Genomic DNA, 20,296 nt, shown 5'->3' with positions numbered 1-20,296 from the left:
TTATACATCTGCCAAGTAATATCGTCAATATGAGTCGTTGGAAAATAAGGAAAAAGAAAGGTAGAGGATGCTTGAAAAAGCAAAAATAAAAAACATCTCACCTATGATTTAAATCATAGAATTACCTAATCAAAGAAAACATTAGAAAAGTTCAGTATACTTTCCATTTAAAGAATCAAAGAATCAAACAATCACGTTTAGGAACAAGGAGCGTCTTTGCCATATAGAAAAAGACCCGCGACGCACCCTGGATTAAGTTACGCACGAATGCCTGTAGGAGGAGGTTGTATCCCGCCAGCACCACCAGACTGAGGCATTTGAGGCATAGTATCTACAGAAGGTTCCCTACCTGCGCAAATATCAGCACAAACAGTTCGCCATTTTACCACAGTTTCAATAAATAATTGAGCAAATGCCTTTAAAAGATTTGTTTCAGCGTATTTCATGTCTAAAACGCAGTGCATCAAAATGAGCTGTTCTTTAGTAGCAACTCCAACACCGCCTCCAGCCATTTGTCCACCAAGCATAGATCCTTCTAAAAGCTTTTCATATAAAGCTAATTTTCTTTGAGTATTATCTGGCAAACCATCTAACAAGGGAGCATAGACATATAAACGATCAGAATGCTCTTCGTAAGTGAGGTGAAGGGAAAATTCGCCATCAACAAACAAAATGCACGTATTGTTCTGATCAAAAGCTACATCAGGAAGCTTTAGTTCTCTAGCAAAATTTTTTAGATTTTCCTCAGCATTTTGCCTGGACATGAGGGAATCTCCTTGTGATAATTGTTATTTCTTTAAGTTAACATATTGTAGATTTGTTAGTAAACGATTTCAAAGACTTAAAATCAAAAACTTTCTTGTTTTTCTCAACCCATTGTGCTATCGAGTTAACAATGGGCAAAATTAGTTTTTATCCAGGCTCTCCACTACCTCTGGGAGCAACTCAGCTTTCTTCTAACCGCTATCGTTTTGCGTTATTTTCTTCACAAGCTACTCAAGTAGTTCTTGCTCTTGCCGATAAAAGTTTCCATATCCAAGAAATAGTTTTATCACATGAGCAAAACCGGACGGGAGCTATCTGGCATATAGAGGTGGAAGGAATTTCTGATCAGTGGTCTTATGCTTTTCGCATAGACGGTCCTACAAACGCAACAGCTAGGTTTGATTTTAAAAAATACCTTTCTGATCCTTATGCAAAAAACCTTCGTTCTCCACAAACTTTTGGCTCTATAAAAACCTCTGGAGACTATGCCTTTAGTTATTTAAAAAATGAAGAGTTTTCTTGGGAAGGAGATCGCTGTCTCAATTTACCCAAAGAAGAATCAATCATTTATGAAATGCATGTCCGATCTTTTACTTGGAATAATTCTTCTCAAGTACGTTATCCAGGAACTTTCTTAGGTATTATCGAAAAGATAGACTATCTGAAAAAACTTGGAATCAACGCTATTGAACTTCTCCCTATTTTTGAATTTGATGAAACTTACCATCCTTTCCGAACTGCAAACACACCTCACCTTTGCAACTACTGGGGATATTCTTCTGTAAACTTTTTCTCTCCTTGTCGACGTTACGCTTATGGCTCAGATCCCTGTGCACCAATCAGAGAATTTAAAACTCTAGTTAAAGCTTTACATAAAGCAAATATTGAGGTGTTTCTCGATGTTGTTTTTAATCATACAGGATTAGATAACACAATTTGTCCTTTGCCTTGGATAGACCTTTCTTCATATTATATAGTGAATTCTCAAGGAGAATTCGCAAATTATTCAGGATGCGGGAACACAGTAAATACTAACCACACGCCCACAACACAGTGGATTTTGGATTCCCTACGCTATTGGGTTCAGGAGATGCATGTAGACGGGTTTCGTTTCGATCTTGCTTCTGTATTCTCACGCGATCCTTTAGGCAATCCCACTCCATTCTCTCCAGTCCTACACGCTATCAGCTATGATCCTGTGCTTTCAGAAACAAAAATCATTGCTGAACCTTGGGATGCCGCTGGTCTGTATCAAGTAGGCTACTTCCCTACCTTAAGCCCACGTTGGAGCGAGTGGAATGGGCAATATCGTGATACTATAAAATCCTTTTTAAATGGAGATCAACATCTTGTTGGTGCTTTCGCTTCAAGGATTTCTGGATCTCAAGATCTCTATCCACAAGGCTCTCCTTGCAACTCGATTAATTATATTTGTAGTCATGATGGATTTACTTTGCGTGACACAGTTTCCTATAATGACAAACATAATGAAGGAAATGGGGAGGATAATCGCGACGGAAGCAACGCAAACTATAGCTATAATTTTGGAGAAGAGGGAGAAACTAAAAATCCAGAAATTCTTGCTTTACGCGAACGTCAGATGCGTAATTTCCTATTAACCTTATTCCTTTCTCAAGGCATTCCGATGCTGCAATCAGGAGATGAATATGGTCATACGGGAAAAGGAAATAATAACCGTTGGGCATTAGACACGGATGCTAATCATTTCCTTTGGGACGAATTATCTAAAAATACTTCTCTTTTTGATTTTGTCTGTGGAGCCATTCGTTTCAGGAAACAACATAAGGAAATCTTCAATAAAGGGTTCCTTACTCACGAAAATATTATCTGGCTCGATGTAAACGCGAATCCTATAGAACATTGGAATCCTAGTAAATTTTTAGCTTATGAGCTTAGATATTCGAAGTACAGTCTATTCACAGCATTCTATACAGGAGATGAAAGGATCCAAATTCACCTACCAGAAATAAGAGAGAATTTTCTTCCTTATCAAAAAATAGTAGATAGTTCAGGTTTTATATCAGAAAGCTTGTCAGAGAAAGTATTTTTAGATTCTTATATGATGCTAGTTGCTATAAGTTATACGAGTCATCCTAGCTAATTTCATTAGCTTCATCATTCCAAGATTCTATAACTACAAAATCAGCATCTTTATAGAATTTTTCAAGAATTTGACGTGCATTGTAACCTTCTATAGCAAGACGATCAACATTAGCTTTAAGCAAGCCATCAGCATCAATAATCAACCCTTCAGGATTATCAACAATCAATCGTGATGTCCAATCCACAGCATCTTCAACACCATAGAATTGTCGTGTAGCTCCGTAACCAGCATAATTATCTTCGGATCCCGTGACATGCCAGAAGTTTTGAGGATTTTTAGCAAGAAGCCTTTCGTATAAAGCGGTTCTTTCTAAAATTACACATGCTGATAAAGCTTCTTTATCTAATTCTCTGAGATATTTTGTGGAAAGAATTGATTTAAGGTACTCTTCAACAGTTAGCTCATTAGTCACAACAATACAATGCTTATCTGTCTTATGAATATAGAGAGCCCCCTTATATTGTAGTCCATTTACAAATAATGATGCAGAGTCATCAATAGGCTCTATTTTTAAGCATTGGACTCCAGGGAAATTTTCCCCCCATCGAACACCTCCGTAAAGAGCGTGGGCAGCACAGCGTAAACCTTGAGGTGAATGCTGCAATAACGCGTTGTCACCATAAAGGCGATAAGGACCTTTAGCTTCTATTAAAGCCGTGGTACTCTCATTCAAAAGAAGAACGCGAATTTTAGGTTCGGAAACAACAGGTTGAACCATAAAAGTATCAGAAACCTTAACTTCTGTATACCCGGCTACGCCCATACTGAAGGAAAGTCCTAAAAGGATGTACTTCAATATCTTCACTTTTCTTCTCCTAAACTCTGCAAGTTATCTGAACACCTTTTCAAATGATTATAAGCAATTTGGGTAACCATTCTTCCTCGAGATGTTTTCTTTAATAGACCCTTTAAAATCAAGAAAGGTTCATACACATCTTCTAGGGTTTTGATGTCTTCTCCTACGGCCACTGATAAAGTTTTAATACCCACAGGGCCGCCCTGATAATAGTCTATTATTGTGGTGAGAAGTTTAATATCAATCTCATTTAATCCCCAATCATCTATTAATAGCATAGCCAGAGCTTTTTCGGCTACGTCACTATTAATACAATTACCCTCGCGCATTTGAGCAAAATCTCGAACCCAACGCAAGAGATTATTCGCTAATCTAGGCGTTCCTCTAGATCTTCGGGCAATCTCGTGTAATGCTGAAGTATCAGCATCAATTCCCAATAAATTAGAAGATCGTTTAAGAATTGTTGTCAAATCTTCATCGGAGTAATATGACATACGGCCAGTAAAAGAAAAACGAGCACGCAAGGGCTCACTTAACATTCCAGAACGTGTTGTTGCTCCTACTAAACTAAAAGGAGCAAGATCTACAGAAACAGAGCGTGCACCAGGGCCTGAGTCAATAGTAATATCAATTTTATAGTCTTCCATTGCGGAATATAAATATTCCTCAGCAACTTTTCCCATCCGATGAATTTCATCAATAAAGAAAACATCACCTTCTTGCAGACTTGTTAACAACCCCAATAAATCAGACGGTTTAACAAGTTGAGGTCCTGAAGCAACGACTAATCCTTTACCTACGGTATGAGCAACAATATGAGCAAGTGATGTTTTACCCAATCCCGGGGGACCGAAAAAAAGACAGTGACCGGGAACTTCTCCTCGTTGCACAGCGGCATGAAGGAACAATTCCAAGCGTTCCGTAAGTTGCTTCTGACCACAAAATTCTCTCAGTCCTTTGGGGCGTAAAGAAATATCGAACTTTTTATCTTGATGTAAGACAGATACCTGATGTGTCATATGTTACCGCATTTCTCTTAGTCTCACAAAGGATAGGAATTTCTGTCTTCTAAGAAATTTGTGTGAGCTACATTATTTGCTCTTTTTCATAAGAAATCTTAGAAAATAAGATCCGTATTTTTTGAAATTTTCATCGCATAGTACATCTGCCAAAATGTCGTTATACATAGGCTAATTCTATAACGTCAATACAAGTCCTTAGAAAGGATAAATTAAGAATATCCTAAAAAAATGAAAACAAAACTAATTAAGATAGCTCTCTCGTATAAAAATAAACTTAGGATTGTATGCTCATAGCTAAGAATGATTAAAAAAAATCTTAAGAAAAAATAAGGTTTGCCTTTTTCCTACGCTATTATCTAACATCGGCGTAGAATCGCATCAATTATAAAGTTCTTCTCTTTTAGAGAGACAGTGTGTTCTATTTCAAAAGTTAAAAGACCTTTGAATTTTTTAAGTATTTGCTTATACCGATAAAAGATGTATTCTATTGCTGTATAGAAAACTGTATCGCCAAGATTACAGTTTCTATGAAATCAAAATACTATGAAAACGTTCTATAGAATCTAACTACTAAGGTTTCTAAATGAGCATTAAAGAAGATAAATGGATCCGTAAAATGGCATTGGCTCATGGTATGATCGAGCCTTTTGCAGATGGCCAAGTAAATACAGACGCAGAAACTGGAGAGAAATTAATCAGCTACGGTTTATCTAGCTATGGTTATGATCTCCGTTTGTCTAGAGAGTTTAAAGTATTCACTAACGTATATAATTCTCTTGTTGATCCAAAGCATTTTACAGAAGATACATTTATTTCTATTACTGATGATGTTTGTATCATTCCTCCGAATTCATTTGCTCTTGCTCACAGTGTAGAGTATTTTCGCATTCCAAGAAACGTCTTAACAATGTGTATAGGGAAATCCACGTATGCACGTTGTGGACTCATTGTTAATGTAACCCCTTTTGAACCTGAATGGGAAGGATACGTTACCATAGAAATTTCCAATACCACTCCTCTCCCAGCAAAAATTTATGCTAATGAGGGAATAGCTCAAGTCTTGTTCTTTGAAGCAGACGAGATGTGTGAGGTTTCTTATGCAGAAAGAAAAGGTAAGTATCAAAAACAGCAGGGAATTACTGTTCCGTTTGTTTAAAGTTAGAAGATGCAAAAAGTTCACTGGCAGACATGCCTTGAAGAAATTGTGGTTAACTCTTGGTGGTTAATCCTCTGCATGCTTATTAGTGGGTTTATGTATGACCGCGCTATTCATGAACTGAAACAAGAGGAAATACGTTTACAAAAGCGTGTATCAGGACTACAAGAGAAAATCCTTTATGCTGAAGAAGAGCAAAAAGAACTTCGATTGCATATTCAACATTGGGATGATCCTGCGGTGATTGAATCTGCTTTAATTCGTAGACTAGGATTAATTCCTAAGGGCTATACTAAAGTATGTTTCTCTCCGATTATAGAATCGAAGAGCATGGATTGAGACACAAGCATGATTTCTACTGTTCTGATTTTTTTAATCATATGTTTTACCCTGTGTTCTGGATTTATTTCGTTATCACAGATAGCTCTTTTCTCTCTTCCAACCTCTTTAATTTCTCATTACAAGCGCTCTAGATATAAAAAGCAGCAGTTAGTAGCTTCTCTACTTTCTCATCCCCACCATTTACTCATTACCCTAATCTTTCTTGATATCGGATTGAATATTGGGATTCAAAACTGTGTAGCTATACTTGTTGGCGACAAAGCTTCGTGGTTACTTATTGTTGGTTTCCCTTTAGCTTTAACTCTAATTTTATGTGAAATTTTACCTAAGGCAGTAGCTCTTCCGTTTAACACACAGATAGCCGCTTTTGTTGCTCCTCTTATTTTAGTATTTACAAAGGCGCTTCGACCTTTACTTTACTGGGCAATCAGTGGGATTAACTATATTGTACAATGGATTCTTTCATCTCAGAAGGTAGATATTATCCAACCTCAGGAATTGAAGGAGGTTTTACAAAGTTGCAAAGACTTTGGTGTTGTTAATCAGGATGAAAGTCGTCTGCTATACGGTTATCTCTCTCTTAGTGATTGTAGTGTTAAAGAGCGCATGAAACCTCGTCAAGATGTTTTATTCTATGACATTCAAACACCCCTCGACAATCTCTATGATCTATTTTCTCAGCAACATTGTTCGAGAGTTCCTGTATGTAATGACAATTTACAAAATCTATTAGGAATCTGCACAGCGAAAGCTTTGCTACTTTACGGTAAACCCTTACAGTCATCCGAAGACCTGTTGCCTTTATTGAATAAGCCTTATTATATGCCTGAGACAATATCAGCAAAAACTGCTCTATGTCATCTTGCTGCTGAAGATGAGACTTTAGGCATGATCATTGACGAATATGGTTCGATCGAAGGATTAATTACTCAGGAAGATCTCTTTGAGATTGTTTCTGGAGAAATCGTTGATCAACGAAGTGAAAAAGTTCTTTATACAATGTCGGGGAAAGATGTTATTATCGCAGCAGGCACTTTAGAACTGAGCGACCTCAGTGAGATTTTCAATATCAATCTCCCTACAAATAACAATAGTGCAACTTTAGGAGGATGGTTAACTGAACAGATGGAATCTATTCCAATTACGGGAACAAAACTCACTTGGAACAATCTTATGTTTCAAGTTTTGGACGCGGCCCCTAATCGCATACGCCGAGTGTATATAAGGAAAATGCATGACTGATTCTCCTTTCTTTTGGCTTGGGGTCAATTTTTTATGTATTGTTCTTCAAGGATTCTATTCTATGATGGAAATGGCTTGCGTTTCCTTCAATCGTGTACGCTTGCAATACTATCTAACAAAAGATCATAAGAAAGCACGCTATATTAATTTTCTTATTCGTCGTCCTTATCGTTTATTTGGGACAGTAATGCTTGGAGTGAATATAGCTCTTCAAATTGGTTCTGAATCAGCCAGGAATTGTTATAAAGCTCTGGGATTTTCTCCGGATTATGCCCCTTTTACTCAGATATTTCTTGTCGTAATTTTTGCTGAGCTTTTCCCTTTAACAATATCACGTAAAATTCCTGAGAGGTTAGCGCTTTGGGGAGCTCCTATACTGTATTATTCTCATTATCTATTTTATCCATTAATTCAATTCATAGGGAGTCTTACAGAAGGAATTTACTATCTACTAAAAATAAAAAAAGAGAAGTTAAACTCAACATTAAGTCGTGACGAATTTCAAAAAGCCTTAGAGACGCATCATGAAGAACAAGATTTCAATGTTATTGCCACAAATATTTTCTCTTTAAGTGCAACATCTGCAGAACAGGTATGTCAACCCCTAGATTTGGTGACAATGTTACCTTCTACAGCAAATGTTAAAGATTTATGTCGGAAGATAAAAAATACTGACATGGAGTTTATCCCCGTATACCACAAGGTACGTAAAAATGTGATAGGGATAGCGCTGCCTAAAGATTTTGTGAATAAAAATCTTGATGATGCATTAATTCATAACCTCCATTCACCATGGTTTATTACAGCAAAATCTAAACTGATACGCATCCTAAAAGAATTCAGAGATAACCGCTCTAGCGTAGCTGTTGTATTGAATTCTTCTGGAGAACCCATGGGTATTCTCAGTCTAAACGCAATTTTTAAAATTCTATTTAACACATCAAATATTGCTCAATTAAAACCTAAAACTGTCTCTTTAATAGAAAGAACATTTCCTGGGAATACACCTTTAAAAGATCTACAGAAAGAGTTGGGAATTGAACTTACGCGTTATGGAGTAGAAACTCTAGCGCAGCTAGTTTTACAATTACTTGATACTCCTGCAGAAATTGGAACCTCAGTAATTACCGATAATCTTCTTCTAGAAGTTAAAGAAGTATCGCTATATGGAATCAAAAGCGTCTCTATCAAAAATCTACTTTCGTAACTTTACCAAGCACTTTTCAAATGCGTACTTATCTTTATAATCTTCTCTATAGATAAATCAAGATCTTCTTGTGTTAGTAAATGAGAGAAAGAAAATCGTAAAGTAGCTAGCGATATATCCTGATCAATTTTCATAGCAACTAAAGATTTGAAAGCTGTAGTTGCTCCCGAAGAACATGCGGATCCATAACCACAGGCGACACCTTCAACATCTAAAGCTATTTGCATCACCTCACCTTCTAATGGGGGAAAAGCAATAGCAGAAACGTTATTCACACGGGGTTGACGCTCGCAATGAATTCTAATCTCAGGAATACGCTTTTTTAAACACGCCTCGAAGTAAGTGCGATATCGTAAAATTTTTGAAGCTATTTCTTCTTGTTTTTCAATAAGAATATTGAAAATATAGTATAGTGAAGCAATCCCCCAGAGGTTTTCTGTTCCAGAACGTATACCTCCTTGCTGACCACCTCCCCAAAGCAAGGGAGAAACTTTAAATCCTGGAGCTATAAGAAGAACTCCTATTCCCGATAAAGCGTGAAACTTATGTCCACTAAAAGCAACCATAGAGACACCTTGAGGAATGGTTACCTTTTCTCTACCAATGATTGCTGTAGCATCTACGATAAATTGTAAATTATGCTTCCTAGCAATATTAGCAATTACTTCTATATTTATTTTCGCACCAATCTCGCTATTTGCCCATCCCAATACGATTGCTGAGGTGGTTGGTATAATAGCAGCTTCTATTTGCTCAGGACTAATTGTACAGTTTCCAAGCTGGGGATCTAAATACGAAACGAGAAGGTTGGTATTTTTTAAAGGCTCTATTATCGCAGGATGTTCGCAACTGCATGTAATCACATGACTTCCCTTAGGAAGACTCGCAATAGCTAAATTTAAACTTTCCGTAGCACTCGAAGTATAAATTACCTGCCCAGAAAAAGACAGTGTCTTCTGAATTAATGTTGTTGTTTCGTGAATTATCTTCCGAGATTTTTTCCCTGGACCATGTATACTTGAAGGATTAGCATAGACCCCCTCATGGAAGAGTTGTTGTAGAAATTGCAAAAGACCTGGCTCTAAAAAAGCCATGGCATTGTTATCCAAGTAGATCATTATACAGTTCCTTAAATCGGATGCTACTGTATTCTGACTAACACCACGGTAACATTATCAGATCCCCCACGACTATTGGCTAAGGAAATCAAAATATTTCCACTTTCTTCTAAAGTCGTAGATTGAAGTAAAATATCCCGCATATCTGTATCAGAAACCATGTTTGTCAAGCCGTCCGAGCAAAAGACAAACAAATCTTCTTTTTCATAAGAAATATCCCGGATATCGGGGGTCACATAGGGACGACTTCCTAAAACATTAGTCAGAACATGCCGATAAGGATACACCTTATCCGATTGTTTAGAAAGCCCATAACGATTTTTCAATTGATTTGCTAGAGAATGATCCTCTGTCAAACAGGAAAACTTCTCACCACGCAAGCGATAAATCCTACTATCTCCGACATGAAGCAACCACGCCTTTTCCCTAAGAAACTGCATGAAGCTCAACGTAGTTCCCATACCCTGAAGACGTGATTCCATGAGACCATGCTCATAAATCAAACCATTAACCTTGGAAAGAATTACCCTTAATATTTCTCGATACTGATCATCCTTAAACTCTTCTAGCTGGGATTGCTTGGCGTTAATCAATTCCATTAAGCTAAAAATAGCTTCATGAGAAGCTACATCGCCTCCTAAACATCCTCCCATACCATCTGCAATGGCAACAGCTCCTAAGGAAAGGTTTACCTGCCAGAAATCCTCATTCCTAGAGCGCACCATCCCAATATCGCTTAGACCAAAATAATCGAAATCTACAGTATTTTGCATGGAAACTATAAATTACTAAACACAGATAAAAAATTAGAGATTCTCTGAAACTGATTGGTTCAATCAATAGAAAATTATAATTTGGTATTCCCTCTGGGATATACCAAAATGACAATATTTAGAGAAATTTTTATATTTAGATTTCCTTACTTTCTTACATATAAATTAATACTAATTAGCTAAAATAGAAAAGGTTGAGTTATAATTACCTCGTTATAGGAAATAGTTAGTTAAAGTAGGGTATCTTTTAACAGACTCCCGCTAAAATAGAATCTTCTCATAATCCAAAATCACAAATGTCAATACAACCAACATCTTTAAAACTAGATATTCCTCCTCATGATGTTGATGCATCGAGAACTTGTTCTCAATTTTTAAAAAAATATGAGAAAAGACTTGTAGGATGTATTCTGGGCCTTGCCGGAGTTTTGATTTTATCAGGAATCGTCCTCGCTATAGCATTCCCACTAGCAGCATCTGTCGTGATCTTGTCTTTGGCCTCTATTTTGATGGTTTTTTGTTGCCTTCTAGATTTAATAAATACACAATCCGATCCTATAGCCATACAGCCAACGCCTTTTATCTTTCCAGGACTACCCCTAGAAGCAAATAGTCCAATTGATGAGGAATCTACCGTACGCATACCATTCGTAATACCTAAATACGATGATTTATTAACAACTATGTGGACAGAGTCTCGATGGTGTAGCCTTCCCTATAAAATACGCCCTCTTCCAGATAGCGTGCAGCAAGCTGCTTGGCGGCTAAATAGCAACCCAGGAATTATCCTGATCTCCACTGTTGGCGATGTCACCGAACCCAGAACAACCTCCGAATGCACATTAATGATGGTAAATCCCACTGATGCGGAAATGAATAGAGGAGACTTGTTTTGGGGACGCTACTCTTTCTATAGGACTGTAAGCCTTGACTGCTGGGATAGAGCGAAACAAATCTCAAGTGATAACACTATACTAACTCCGGGTACCTGTTCAAAAAAATGTATCTGGGAAACTAATGAGGGGGTAAGAAATCTTCCCAATACTGGCCTACCTTTTTACTTCTCTCACGTCTATAACCCACTAACACCAGAGAATTATGATCCAAGAGCAGCTTTCCATGCATGTAAAGAAGCCTATATAAAATGTTTTGAAGAGGCGATTTCTGGAGAGATTCCTGCAACCATGGTGCAAATCCCTCTATTATTCTCTGAGCCAAATCGAAGAGATCGCTATGATGACGAAATCCTCCCTATGGATAACTTGCATCTAAAAGCCGCAAAAGCCGCTCTCGTCGTTGCCCTTCAAGAATTTGCAGAGAGAAATCTTAACATATTCTTAACAATTGTTGTTGTAAGGAAGGAAGGCATGCCTATAGAACCTCCTCTCTTCTTTCCACAAGATTAAATCAAACTAAATAACCAATATTAAAAGACTTAAAATCTATTTTCTGTTAAAATAATGTAATTAATAGTTTTAATTTTTGGATAAAAGCATGTCATTATCTTCAGCATCTTCAACATCTTCCTTAACTCCGGATGTAGCGGTAAAACCACAGAGTTTTATCACTCCCGAAGCTTATCATAGAGGATTAAGAAAGGCGAAAGCCTTATCTATCGTTACGATTGTGGCTGCAGCATTAATATCCGCTGCGGGTATAGCGGCCGCTGTTGTTACAGGGATTGCGGGTCTATGGGCCATACCTGTAGCTGCTCTCGTTCTTTCCGTAATTTTGGTTCTAGTAATTTATAGAGCACGACCCAAACTCTCTTTTATACCTTTTGGTGACGACTCTTTTTCCAGCCCTCCAGTGCTAGGATTTGCTAATACTGAGCCAGGTTTTACTGAGGGATTAGGAGCTGATCTTCTTAAACAACAGTAAAACATTTACTATAAGTAAGAATGTTAAGGAACCCGGATGAATATCTGCGGTTCCTTTTTTATTTCCAAATTCTTTATAAATCTTGTGTAGACCCAACACGAAATTCAATTAAGCCATTCACCAGAGCATTACATAAAACCGTTAGCAATAAGCAGTTAACAAAGCAAAGCGCGCTTCTTAAACTAGTGTGTTATTTCTCTGGAAAAAGAAAATAAAATAAACTAAACCTCACTAATTAAAAGACTTAAAATCATAAATTCCCCTAGAATGTCTGCAATCAACACTAATTTAGGTGAAAATTATGACATCATCTGTACCTCCATCACCAACTAAAGAACATATAACTGACCTCTCTTCCACACAAAAGACTGATTTTGATAAGCTAGTTTCAGACACTGAGAAAAAAATAAAAAGATCCAATATTCTATCTATAGTCGTTATAGTAGCCGCTGCCTTACTATCTGCAATTGGCATTATCTGCGCCATTGTAACTGGAGTTGGTGGACTTTGGGCCTTACCAGTAGGCGCAATACTCTCTGCTATAGTTCTATTAATGGCAATTCATCAACACCGCTCCTATTTGGAGTCTAAATTACAGGTTCCTGCATTACCAGGTCCTAAAGGAATAGATATAGACAAAATGAAAAAAGATCTAAGTCTAGATGGGGGACCGACACCAGAGAACGATTCAAAAACACCTGTAGATGAAAATAAAAAACCTCCCACTAATGAGGACAAACAGGGCATTGATGGTTCTAAAAAAACTGGTGATGGGGAAAACAACAATGTAGAAAATTCCTCAAAAATTGAAAATTCTGGAAACACTAGTGAAACTGAAGATTCAGATAATGAATCTGATGTAGAAAACAATACTGGCACAAATCAAACTGGTGGTACAAGTAATTCTGAAAATACAGACCAGTCATCCTCTACCTCTACTGAAACTGAGGATTAGTTAACCTAAAGGTTCTGTCTAAATTTTTCTTTGTTAAGAAAATTATGCCCGTAAGATTACGGGCATTTTTTTATTATTCTCAGATTATCCCTATGCACATCTAAAAAAGATTAAATTTATTCCAAATAAACATGTAAATAGACTTTGCATAAAAGTATTCTTGCGCTTATGAACAGATAGAAAAAGACAACGTTAAGGATAAGTATAGTAATGAAATGGTTTCTTTCTATTCTTGTATTCTCATCCCCTGCGCTATTAATTCCCGGATGCACACTAATTCCTAAAGAATGGGATTGTCCTTGTTCCTATCATCAGAAAGAATCTTCTCAAGTAAAATAACGAAAACCTATGAGAATGAATCTAGGGTTTTCTATAATTTCGGGACTTGTTTTTATTTTTTTCTTTGTTATAACTTAACAGGAACAATAACTCAGTATCCCTATCCATAGGAAAACACGAATTCCTTTGAAAGAATGGGGCGCTTTACAAAAGTAAAATTCAATACCCGAGTAAACGGTATTCGTTAATATAAGGACAGCAATTATGCGAAAACTCCTCTTATTAGTTTCTTGTGGACTTTTGTCTATAAACCTATCTAGCTGTTCTCTACCAGCATCGGGGAGCTATCATCCTAAGCTTTACAAATCAGGAAGTAAGGCGAAGGGTGTTGTTGCTATGTTGCCAGTATTTTACCGTTCTGGAAAAGTCTCTGAAGTACTTCCATGGAATTTACAAGCGGAATTCACTCAAGAAATTGGCAAGAGATTCCATTCTTCTGAAAGGTTATTTCTAATTAAACATTCTGCATCTGCACAGGTCATCTCACAATTTTATTCTCCTGTGGTTCCTGAGTTTTCTCCACAAGCAATAGTTGAATTTCTTCCAGCAGAGTTTGTGGTAGCTACAGAACTTTTAGAGCAGAAAACATCACAAGATATGTTTGGCCACGACTCTATAACAGCCTCTGTTCGTGTTCGTGTTTTCGATATTCGTCATAATAAGGTTTCAATGATCTATCAAGAAATCATTGAATCTAGCCAACCTCTCGCTACAACCGCAAGCGATTATCATCGTTACGGATGGCAAACGAAACATTTCGAATCTACACCTATGGGGCTTATGCATCACCGTTTATTTCGAGAAGTCGTTGCCAGAGTTGAAGGTTATGTCTGTGCAAATTATTCGTAATTTATGATTCGTTCTTGGTTGTTCCTTCTTATATTTCTAGCTCTAGCAGCTGTTGTATCGAGAAATTTTTTTACCTGGCCAAAACCCTCAGAAAAAAACCCATTACAACTACGGCATATTCTTGTCGGCGTTGCCCTTTTGTTTCTTCCTGGATTGATTCCTTTTATTACAGGATCACATTCTGATATCACCGCTCGTTCGCTACACGGGATCTTTCTAGCATCTGCTTACATTTTTTATCTTCTAGGATTACCTATTGAAGTTACACGTAGTGTAATTTATTCAGGGAATAAGCCCGAGGCAACATTTTTAGGAGCAATTTTCTCTGCAATACGAATGTGGATTATTGTAATCCCTATTACTCAAATCATTGGTTTGGTGCTGAATAAAGGCTTAATGCTGATCTTACCTATGGAGTCTCTACAAGAACAAACACTCACTCAGGAAGTCCAAGATACTCTGACATCTACAGTGTATGATCGTGGATTTATTCTAAGTTTAGGAATTTTAATTCCTTTTGCTGAGGAAATATTCTTCAGAGGTTTTCTACAAACCTTTCTGAAAAATAAAATGAATAGAGTTTATGCTCTTTTATATTCTTCAGTAATCTTTGCTCTTACCCATGTGGAGCATTCCTGGGGGAGCTTGATATTTGTCCCTGTTCTTTTAATTTTTTCTCTATTTACGGGATTTCTTTATGAAAAAGAACGTCATATCGCTGCGCCTATAGTATTGCATATACTATTCAACGTTACAAATATCGGAATGTTATCGGTATAAAATTGAAAAAGAAAAAGAGTAAGCTGGAGAAGCACTTCTAGCAAAAGAAAGCTCTTCTTAGGGCTGCTACCTTCCAGTCCTGACCCGGTTCGTAGGTCTCTTCTCTTAAAAGGTCCCCAACTTACTGCTCTTTGATATCATACTCAGTGAATTTTACTAAAGAGGAAAGCCCTTAGAACTTCCTATTTTTCACTTTTCTCTTCGAGTTTAGCAAGAGCCCATGCTATTCTCGCTTCCTCATAAGAAATTGTTTTACTTGGATCGAAAACATGAGGAGCACGACGACGAATTTTAGCAAGGGCTTCAGTAATAATTGCATCTACCGAAGACATTCCTAGAAATTCCATCTTGAAGCACAATAACAACACAAGAGTAAGAACATCCCCAGCTTCCGAGGTGACTTCCTTGACAGGATATCCCTCATGAACAGCTTCCGAAAGCTCCCTACACTCCTGAAGAATATGACTAAGTATGGAATCAAAATCCTGATGATCTGTCCAAGGACAGATACCATCTGAGACCATTTTTCTAACAAGCTCTATCAATTGAGAAAAGTCTTTATTTTTCATGAACTTAAACCTTCACAAGTTCAGGATTAGAAAGAGTATAAGCATTTTCTAATAACCAGCCCTTTATTTTCCTATGTCCGGAAGAAAAAGGCAAAGAATCTAAGATCTCTATAGGATAGAGAAATTCAGATTTTGGTTTAGATTTTGCACGGAAGATTCTTGGAATAAGACGTACCTTATAATGGGTAAAGGCATGACGTTGTTCCTCCAATTCTCCATAAAATACCAACGGAGTTCCCACACGTTCCTCCATTTCTTGGATAAGCCCTTCTATATCCGAAAGATCATCAAAAGACTCAACCTCTATATAAGGAAATTCGTATAAACCAGCCATCATCTCCTCAGGTTTTCTCTGTTCAAGAACGATAGCATCTTCATAAAGAATAATCGCTACCCAACGAAATAATGTAACAATTTTTTTCCTAGCATGGCGTATAGGAAGAGATTTTTGCCGACCTTCTTTATAAGCACCACACATAGTATTTAAAGGACAAATTTCACATTTCGGAGCACGCTTACAAATACATGCTCCAAGCTCTATCAAAGCTTCGGTAATTATCTGCGGATCTTTAGCGGGCAAAAGAGATAAGGCAATTCTAAATACCCAAGTTTTAGTAGATTCTAAATCTATAGAAGCATCTATTAAAAATACTCTGCTAATTACCCGTAAAACATTGCCATCTACTGCAGCTGTTCTCCTTTTAAAAGCAAAAGCTAAAATGGCATGTACTGTATATGGACCCAATCCTTTTATCTGCATTAAATCTAAAGGATCGTCAGGAAGCTCTCCTCCGAAATCCTTCATCACCATGCGAGCTCCATCCAAAAGATTCCGCACTCGAGTATAATAACCTAAACCTTCCCAAGCTTTAATCACGTCTTCTTCTTTAGCCGTAGCTAATGCTTTTATGGTAGGAAACTTCTCCATCCACTCAAGAAAATAATTTACTACTACTTCTGCTCGAGTTTGCTGGAGCATCACTTCGGAAACCCAGACATTATACGGTGAAGGATTGTCTCGCCATGGGAAGCTACGCTTATTATCTGCAAACCATTTTTTTAACTTTTCCACAGGAAATTTCTTTGCTCTTTCAGAAAAAGCTATCTTTGCCATACAAATTCTCGTAAAATTTTACCTAAGTTCTAAATTTTGCTACTTTATGAAAGAATTCTCATGGGTTGCTGATGATGTAGAAAGATTATCATCTTTCTTACGTTCTCGGCTTCCCGATTATAAAAAACATATCATTCTTAATTCGGTTCGTTATCACGGTTGTCGTGTAAACGGTCACTTGGAAAGGTTCGAATCTTATAAAGTTCAACCTGGAGATTGCATTACTTTAACATTGCAAATAAGATCAGAGCCAAAAATTCTTTGGGAAGATCTAAATTGTTGTATTTACGACAAACCTTCGCATATCTCTACGGAAAATCTAGCAAAAATAACCGGATTCAATATAGTCCATAGGCTGGATAGAGATACCACGGGATGTATCCTATTTGCCAAAAATGCAAATTCTGCTAATGCCCTCGCGGAACTGTTCAAGAAACGAAAAATACATAAACAATACACTGCTTTAGTTTTTGGTCATCCAAAAAAATCTTCAGGTACGTTAATTTCTTATACTGCTCCTAAGTTGCGCCGTTGCGGTGCTGTAATTTTTGGAAATACAAATAAAGATTCTGGGAAATTAACAATTACAAATTGGTCGGTGTTGTGTACTTATAAACACTATACTTTAATGCGCTGTGAGCCAATTACAGGAAGGACACACCAAATTCGTCTACATATGCAAACTCTCGGTCATCCGGTTGTTGGGGATGTAGATTATGGTAGGAAAGAACAACCGAAAAATGTATTTCGTCCTCTACTCCACGCACATAGCCTAACCTTTACATCGCCATTTTCTCAAGAAAAGGTAGATGTTATAGCATCCCCATCAGGAGATCCTAGAGAAGTAGTCCCCCACCTACTACAGAAAAGTTAAACTCGAGTTTCTGTTACACCTCCGGTATTACCTCCTCTATTGTTGTTGCCGTTTCCCCCTTGTCCCTGATTATTTCCTCCTTGATTAGTGCCATTGCCTCCTCGAGGGCGTGCGCCTTCCTCATCATAATTACGTTCGTTTTGTCCCTCTCCTGTAGGTGGCGTTGCTCTCAATCCGCTAACTGTAGCACGTGTAATTATAGGAGCTGTTGAAGCTGGAGGTTGTGTTGTAACAGGAGTCGTCGGAGTAATACCTGCTGCTAACATCCATCTACTAGATAGGCTTGTTAACAGCTGTTGTCTAGATGCATCTCCAGGATTTCTCATTCTCTCAGCACGTTGAGCGTGTTCAGCGAAACATCTCGCTGCTAGATCTGCGTAAGGATTTATGGAGGGAACGTAAGGAGCAGGTCCACGATTACGCTCATTCATTAATCGACGATTATCTACGTCAATGATCAACTGTCGTATTCTACCTCTCTCATATATCCTTGCTCTTTCAGGATCTACAGCATCAGAAACAACGCAGATACCTCGATAAGCAAGGATCATACATACGAGAGTCATCAAATCATTTACATTGATCCAAATCTGTCGTCCTCCATGAGATGCTTTCATCAAAATCTTTCCTAAATCCTGCATTACAGCTGCAGCTGTAATCACACCTAGAGGTCCTACTGCTGGATTGCGACGCGAGGTGACGGTAAGTTCTGGAAGAGTAAGAGCTAACCTTTCCATATCAAACTGTGATGCTGCTATAACACCTCCATCTCCTCCCCATTTATGGAGTACGCGTATACAATCTTTTAATTGATTGGTATTGATATCGCAGCTACTTGCCATTCCAGAGACAAAACACCCTCGTAAAAATGTATTTTTTAAAACATCGCGATATCCTTGTGCAGCAGCTGTCCACATAGCATTTGTTTTATTTTTTAAAATCCCTGGAAGATCTCTAGAACAGTTCCTGCATTCCTCTCGAATCCTATCCATAGAAGGAAGTGTCAAAGCTGTACTTCCAGATAAGAGACCCACGGTATCCATACCTAGATTGCTTAATGCCATCAAAAATATAGAATCACCGAACTCATCCTCTATTTCTTGTAATTCTTTCTCTAAAGCTCTTCTTGAATCAACTTGCACACCGCAGCAATTTCCGAATAGACCACATAAACATCTTCCCAAACTTCCACAACCACATTGTCCATCACTACATCCACATCGAGGACAACAACAATTCCCCTCACAACATGTATGGCAGTTATCATAGCAGAACCGTCCACCTCGACGCGCAGACTCGCTAGTTGCAGCAGCAGCAATAATAGAAGCTAATGAGCCTACAGCAACACCTGCGGGACCTGCCAAACCCGCTAACCCACTTAATGCCTGTACGGCTGTTCCTATATTAGACGAAGTGGTTCCCTGACCGCTTACTAAGTTTGCTAAAGCTCCAAGCCCTTGCTGCAAAGCTGCGCCATTTTGTCCCTGAAGTAAGCTCAAAATAGATTGCGCACCTTGCTGGTAAGGACCCGAGGTAGATGCAACACCTTGAAGTAAACCTATAAGCAATTGCGAACCTTGACCAGAAATACCACCAGGACTCTGTGCAAATAAACTTAAAAGTGTCTGAAGCATTTGTTGAGTTTGATTTCCTACAGCAACCGGTTGCGTCATCACAGGTATTGGCAAAGGAGCTGGTGTAGGCGTTGCTACTGTGCCTCCTGTGGCTTGTGTGAGTAAAGTTAAAAGCGCTTGTACTCCAGGAGTCGGCGCATTTGCTTGTGGTATGGTAATCCCAGGTACAGGTTGTGTGGTAACAATAGGCACCATAGGTTGCGTCGGAGACGGATTAGGTGTTGCTACTGTGCCTCCTGTAGCTTGCGCGAGTAAATTTAAAAGCGCTTGCATACTAGGATCCACATTAGGAGCGGGTGTAGAGGTTGGAGCCGGAATAGGAGTAGAGGTTGGAGCTGGAGCCGTACCACCTTGTGTCAGCAAACCTAAAAGCGTTTGAATATTCGCAGAAGTATTTACACCACCACTAGGACCTGGTTGTGCTGTAATTACTGGAGGATTAGGTCGAGAAGCTCCATCAGTCTGTGACGTGATATTTCCTCCAGAAGAACGACCATGTTGAAACCAATCATAAATACCAGCAGCTATCCCTCTGACCCCTCCTGTCCCCTGTGATCTATCTCCTCCCACTCTAGTAGAATTTCCACCAGTATTTGAACTACCATCATCAAAAATAAAACCAGGATTCGTATTACCTCTACCTGTAGGCGATGTCATTTTTATTCTCCTTAACTAAAACAAAAAACACAGGGCAAAAACCCAAAGTCATTGATTTTTAAAAAATTAGCGCATGGGAGATTAGATAAGATGAAACG

At 38.1% G+C, this 20,296-nt stretch carries 20 protein-coding genes and 1 other RNA gene; 12 read left to right on the top strand and 9 right to left on the bottom strand.

All coding sequences use genetic code 11. The annotated features are described in order from the left end of the window. Positions 1–257 precede the first annotated feature (257 nt). A complete protein-coding gene (locus H9Q19_RS04520; RefSeq protein WP_213240728.1) occupies positions 258–764 on the bottom strand; it encodes a type III secretion chaperone Slc1 in 507 nt (168 codons plus the stop codon). 131 nt (positions 765–895) lie between these two features. Between H9Q19_RS04520 and H9Q19_RS04515 the strand changes: the two genes are divergently transcribed. Beyond that, entirely contained in the window at positions 896–2,887 is a 1,992-nt protein-coding gene (locus tag H9Q19_RS04515; protein ID WP_213240725.1) for a glycogen debranching protein, read from the top strand. On the opposite strand, the gene H9Q19_RS04510 is transcribed toward H9Q19_RS04515, so the two are convergent. Next, positions 2,880–3,695: a SpoIID/LytB domain-containing protein gene (locus tag H9Q19_RS04510; protein ID WP_213240723.1), complete on the bottom strand. Its 816-nt coding sequence runs from the start codon at positions 3,693–3,695 to the stop codon at positions 2,880–2,882. The two genes, H9Q19_RS04515 and H9Q19_RS04510, sit on opposite strands and share 8 nt — an antisense overlap. Beyond that, positions 3,692–4,705, bottom strand: a complete 1,014-nt coding sequence (ruvB, locus tag H9Q19_RS04505; RefSeq protein ID WP_213240721.1) for a Holliday junction branch migration DNA helicase RuvB — start codon at positions 4,703–4,705, stop codon at positions 3,692–3,694. Before ruvB ends, H9Q19_RS04510 begins: the two co-directional genes overlap by 4 nt. Positions 4,706–5,291: 586 nt before the next feature. Here ruvB and dcd point away from each other — a divergent pair. The 4 genes from dcd to H9Q19_RS04485 are packed head-to-tail and all read left to right on the top strand — an operon-like array spanning position 5,292 to position 8,655. Next, positions 5,292–5,864 carry a dCTP deaminase gene (gene dcd, locus H9Q19_RS04500; RefSeq protein ID WP_213240719.1) on the top strand — a complete coding sequence of 191 codons (573 nt, stop codon included), beginning with the start codon at positions 5,292–5,294 and terminating at the stop codon, positions 5,862–5,864. Between the two features lie 9 nt (positions 5,865–5,873). Beyond that, positions 5,874–6,203: a hypothetical protein gene (locus H9Q19_RS04495; RefSeq protein WP_213240717.1), complete on the top strand. Its 330-nt coding sequence runs from the start codon at positions 5,874–5,876 to the stop codon at positions 6,201–6,203. Positions 6,204–6,212: 9 nt separating this feature from the next. After that, positions 6,213–7,448 carry a hemolysin family protein gene (locus H9Q19_RS04490; RefSeq protein ID WP_213240715.1) on the top strand — a complete coding sequence of 412 codons (1,236 nt, stop codon included), beginning with the start codon at positions 6,213–6,215 and terminating at the stop codon, positions 7,446–7,448. After that, positions 7,441–8,655, top strand: coding sequence for a CNNM domain-containing protein (locus H9Q19_RS04485; RefSeq protein WP_213240713.1), 1,215 nt, complete (start codon positions 7,441–7,443; stop codon positions 8,653–8,655). Before H9Q19_RS04490 ends, H9Q19_RS04485 begins: the two co-directional genes overlap by 8 nt. Positions 8,656–8,657: 2 nt before the next feature. Here the strand turns inward: H9Q19_RS04485 and H9Q19_RS04480 are convergent, their stop codons facing one another. Together H9Q19_RS04480 and H9Q19_RS04475 are read right to left on the bottom strand one after the other, a co-directional pair. Further along, positions 8,658–9,773 (bottom strand): cysteine desulfurase family protein, encoded by a 1,116-nt coding sequence (locus tag H9Q19_RS04480; protein ID WP_213240711.1) that lies wholly within the window; start codon positions 9,771–9,773, stop codon positions 8,658–8,660. 23 nt (positions 9,774–9,796) lie between these two features. Then, positions 9,797–10,546 (bottom strand): PP2C family protein-serine/threonine phosphatase, encoded by a 750-nt coding sequence (locus tag H9Q19_RS04475; RefSeq protein WP_213240709.1) that lies wholly within the window; start codon positions 10,544–10,546, stop codon positions 9,797–9,799. A gap of 296 nt (positions 10,547–10,842) precedes the next feature. Here H9Q19_RS04475 and H9Q19_RS04470 point away from each other — a divergent pair, with 296 nt between their 5' ends. From H9Q19_RS04470 to H9Q19_RS04450, 6 genes are all read left to right on the top strand, one after another. Continuing rightward, positions 10,843–11,952 carry a hypothetical protein gene (locus H9Q19_RS04470; RefSeq protein WP_213240707.1) on the top strand — a complete coding sequence of 370 codons (1,110 nt, stop codon included), beginning with the start codon at positions 10,843–10,845 and terminating at the stop codon, positions 11,950–11,952. Between the two features lie 88 nt (positions 11,953–12,040). Then, entirely contained in the window at positions 12,041–12,427 is a 387-nt protein-coding gene (locus tag H9Q19_RS04465) for a hypothetical protein (protein ID WP_213240705.1), read from the top strand. A gap of 301 nt (positions 12,428–12,728) precedes the next feature. Then, positions 12,729–13,382 carry a hypothetical protein gene (locus tag H9Q19_RS04460; RefSeq protein WP_213240703.1) on the top strand — a complete coding sequence of 218 codons (654 nt, stop codon included), beginning with the start codon at positions 12,729–12,731 and terminating at the stop codon, positions 13,380–13,382. A gap of 210 nt (positions 13,383–13,592) precedes the next feature. Then, entirely contained in the window at positions 13,593–13,721 is a 129-nt protein-coding gene (locus H9Q19_RS05395; protein WP_256437695.1) for a hypothetical protein, read from the top strand. A gap of 204 nt (positions 13,722–13,925) precedes the next feature. Beyond that, a complete protein-coding gene (locus H9Q19_RS04455; protein ID WP_213240701.1) occupies positions 13,926–14,570 on the top strand; it encodes a CT253 family lipoprotein in 645 nt (214 codons plus the stop codon). A 3-nt stretch (positions 14,571–14,573) separates the two neighbouring features. After that, positions 14,574–15,350, top strand: a complete 777-nt coding sequence (locus H9Q19_RS04450; protein WP_213240699.1) for a CPBP family intramembrane glutamic endopeptidase — start codon at positions 14,574–14,576, stop codon at positions 15,348–15,350. Between the two features lie 22 nt (positions 15,351–15,372). Here H9Q19_RS04450 and ffs read toward each other — a convergent pair. The 3 genes from ffs to mutY all read right to left on the bottom strand — a co-directional run bounded on the left by ffs (position 15,373) and on the right by mutY (position 17,033). Further along, an RNA gene (ffs, locus tag H9Q19_RS04445) (signal recognition particle sRNA small type) lies at positions 15,373–15,469 on the bottom strand. Positions 15,470–15,532: 63 nt separating this feature from the next. After that, entirely contained in the window at positions 15,533–15,919 is a 387-nt protein-coding gene (locus H9Q19_RS04440; protein WP_213240697.1) for a MazG nucleotide pyrophosphohydrolase domain-containing protein, read from the bottom strand. Positions 15,920–15,923: 4 nt separating this feature from the next. Continuing rightward, positions 15,924–17,033 (bottom strand): A/G-specific adenine glycosylase, encoded by a 1,110-nt coding sequence (gene mutY / locus H9Q19_RS04435; protein WP_213240695.1) that lies wholly within the window; start codon positions 17,031–17,033, stop codon positions 15,924–15,926. 46 nt (positions 17,034–17,079) lie between these two features. Here mutY and H9Q19_RS04430 point away from each other — a divergent pair, with 46 nt between their 5' ends. After that, a complete protein-coding gene (locus H9Q19_RS04430) occupies positions 17,080–17,907 on the top strand; it encodes an RluA family pseudouridine synthase (RefSeq protein WP_213240693.1) in 828 nt (275 codons plus the stop codon). On the opposite strand, the gene H9Q19_RS04425 is transcribed toward H9Q19_RS04430, so the two are convergent. Then, complete coding sequence (locus H9Q19_RS04425; protein WP_213240691.1) at positions 17,904–20,198, bottom strand: hypothetical protein; 2,295 nt, start codon at positions 20,196–20,198, stop codon at positions 17,904–17,906. The two genes, H9Q19_RS04430 and H9Q19_RS04425, sit on opposite strands and share 4 nt — an antisense overlap. Positions 20,199–20,296: the final 98 nt, after the last annotated feature.

Origin of the sequence: Chlamydia crocodili (assembly GCF_018343815.1) — a bacterium.
Classification (GTDB): domain Bacteria; phylum Chlamydiota; class Chlamydiia; order Chlamydiales; family Chlamydiaceae; genus Chlamydia; species Chlamydia crocodili.
This window is presented reverse-complemented; position numbering and strand designations above follow the sequence as displayed.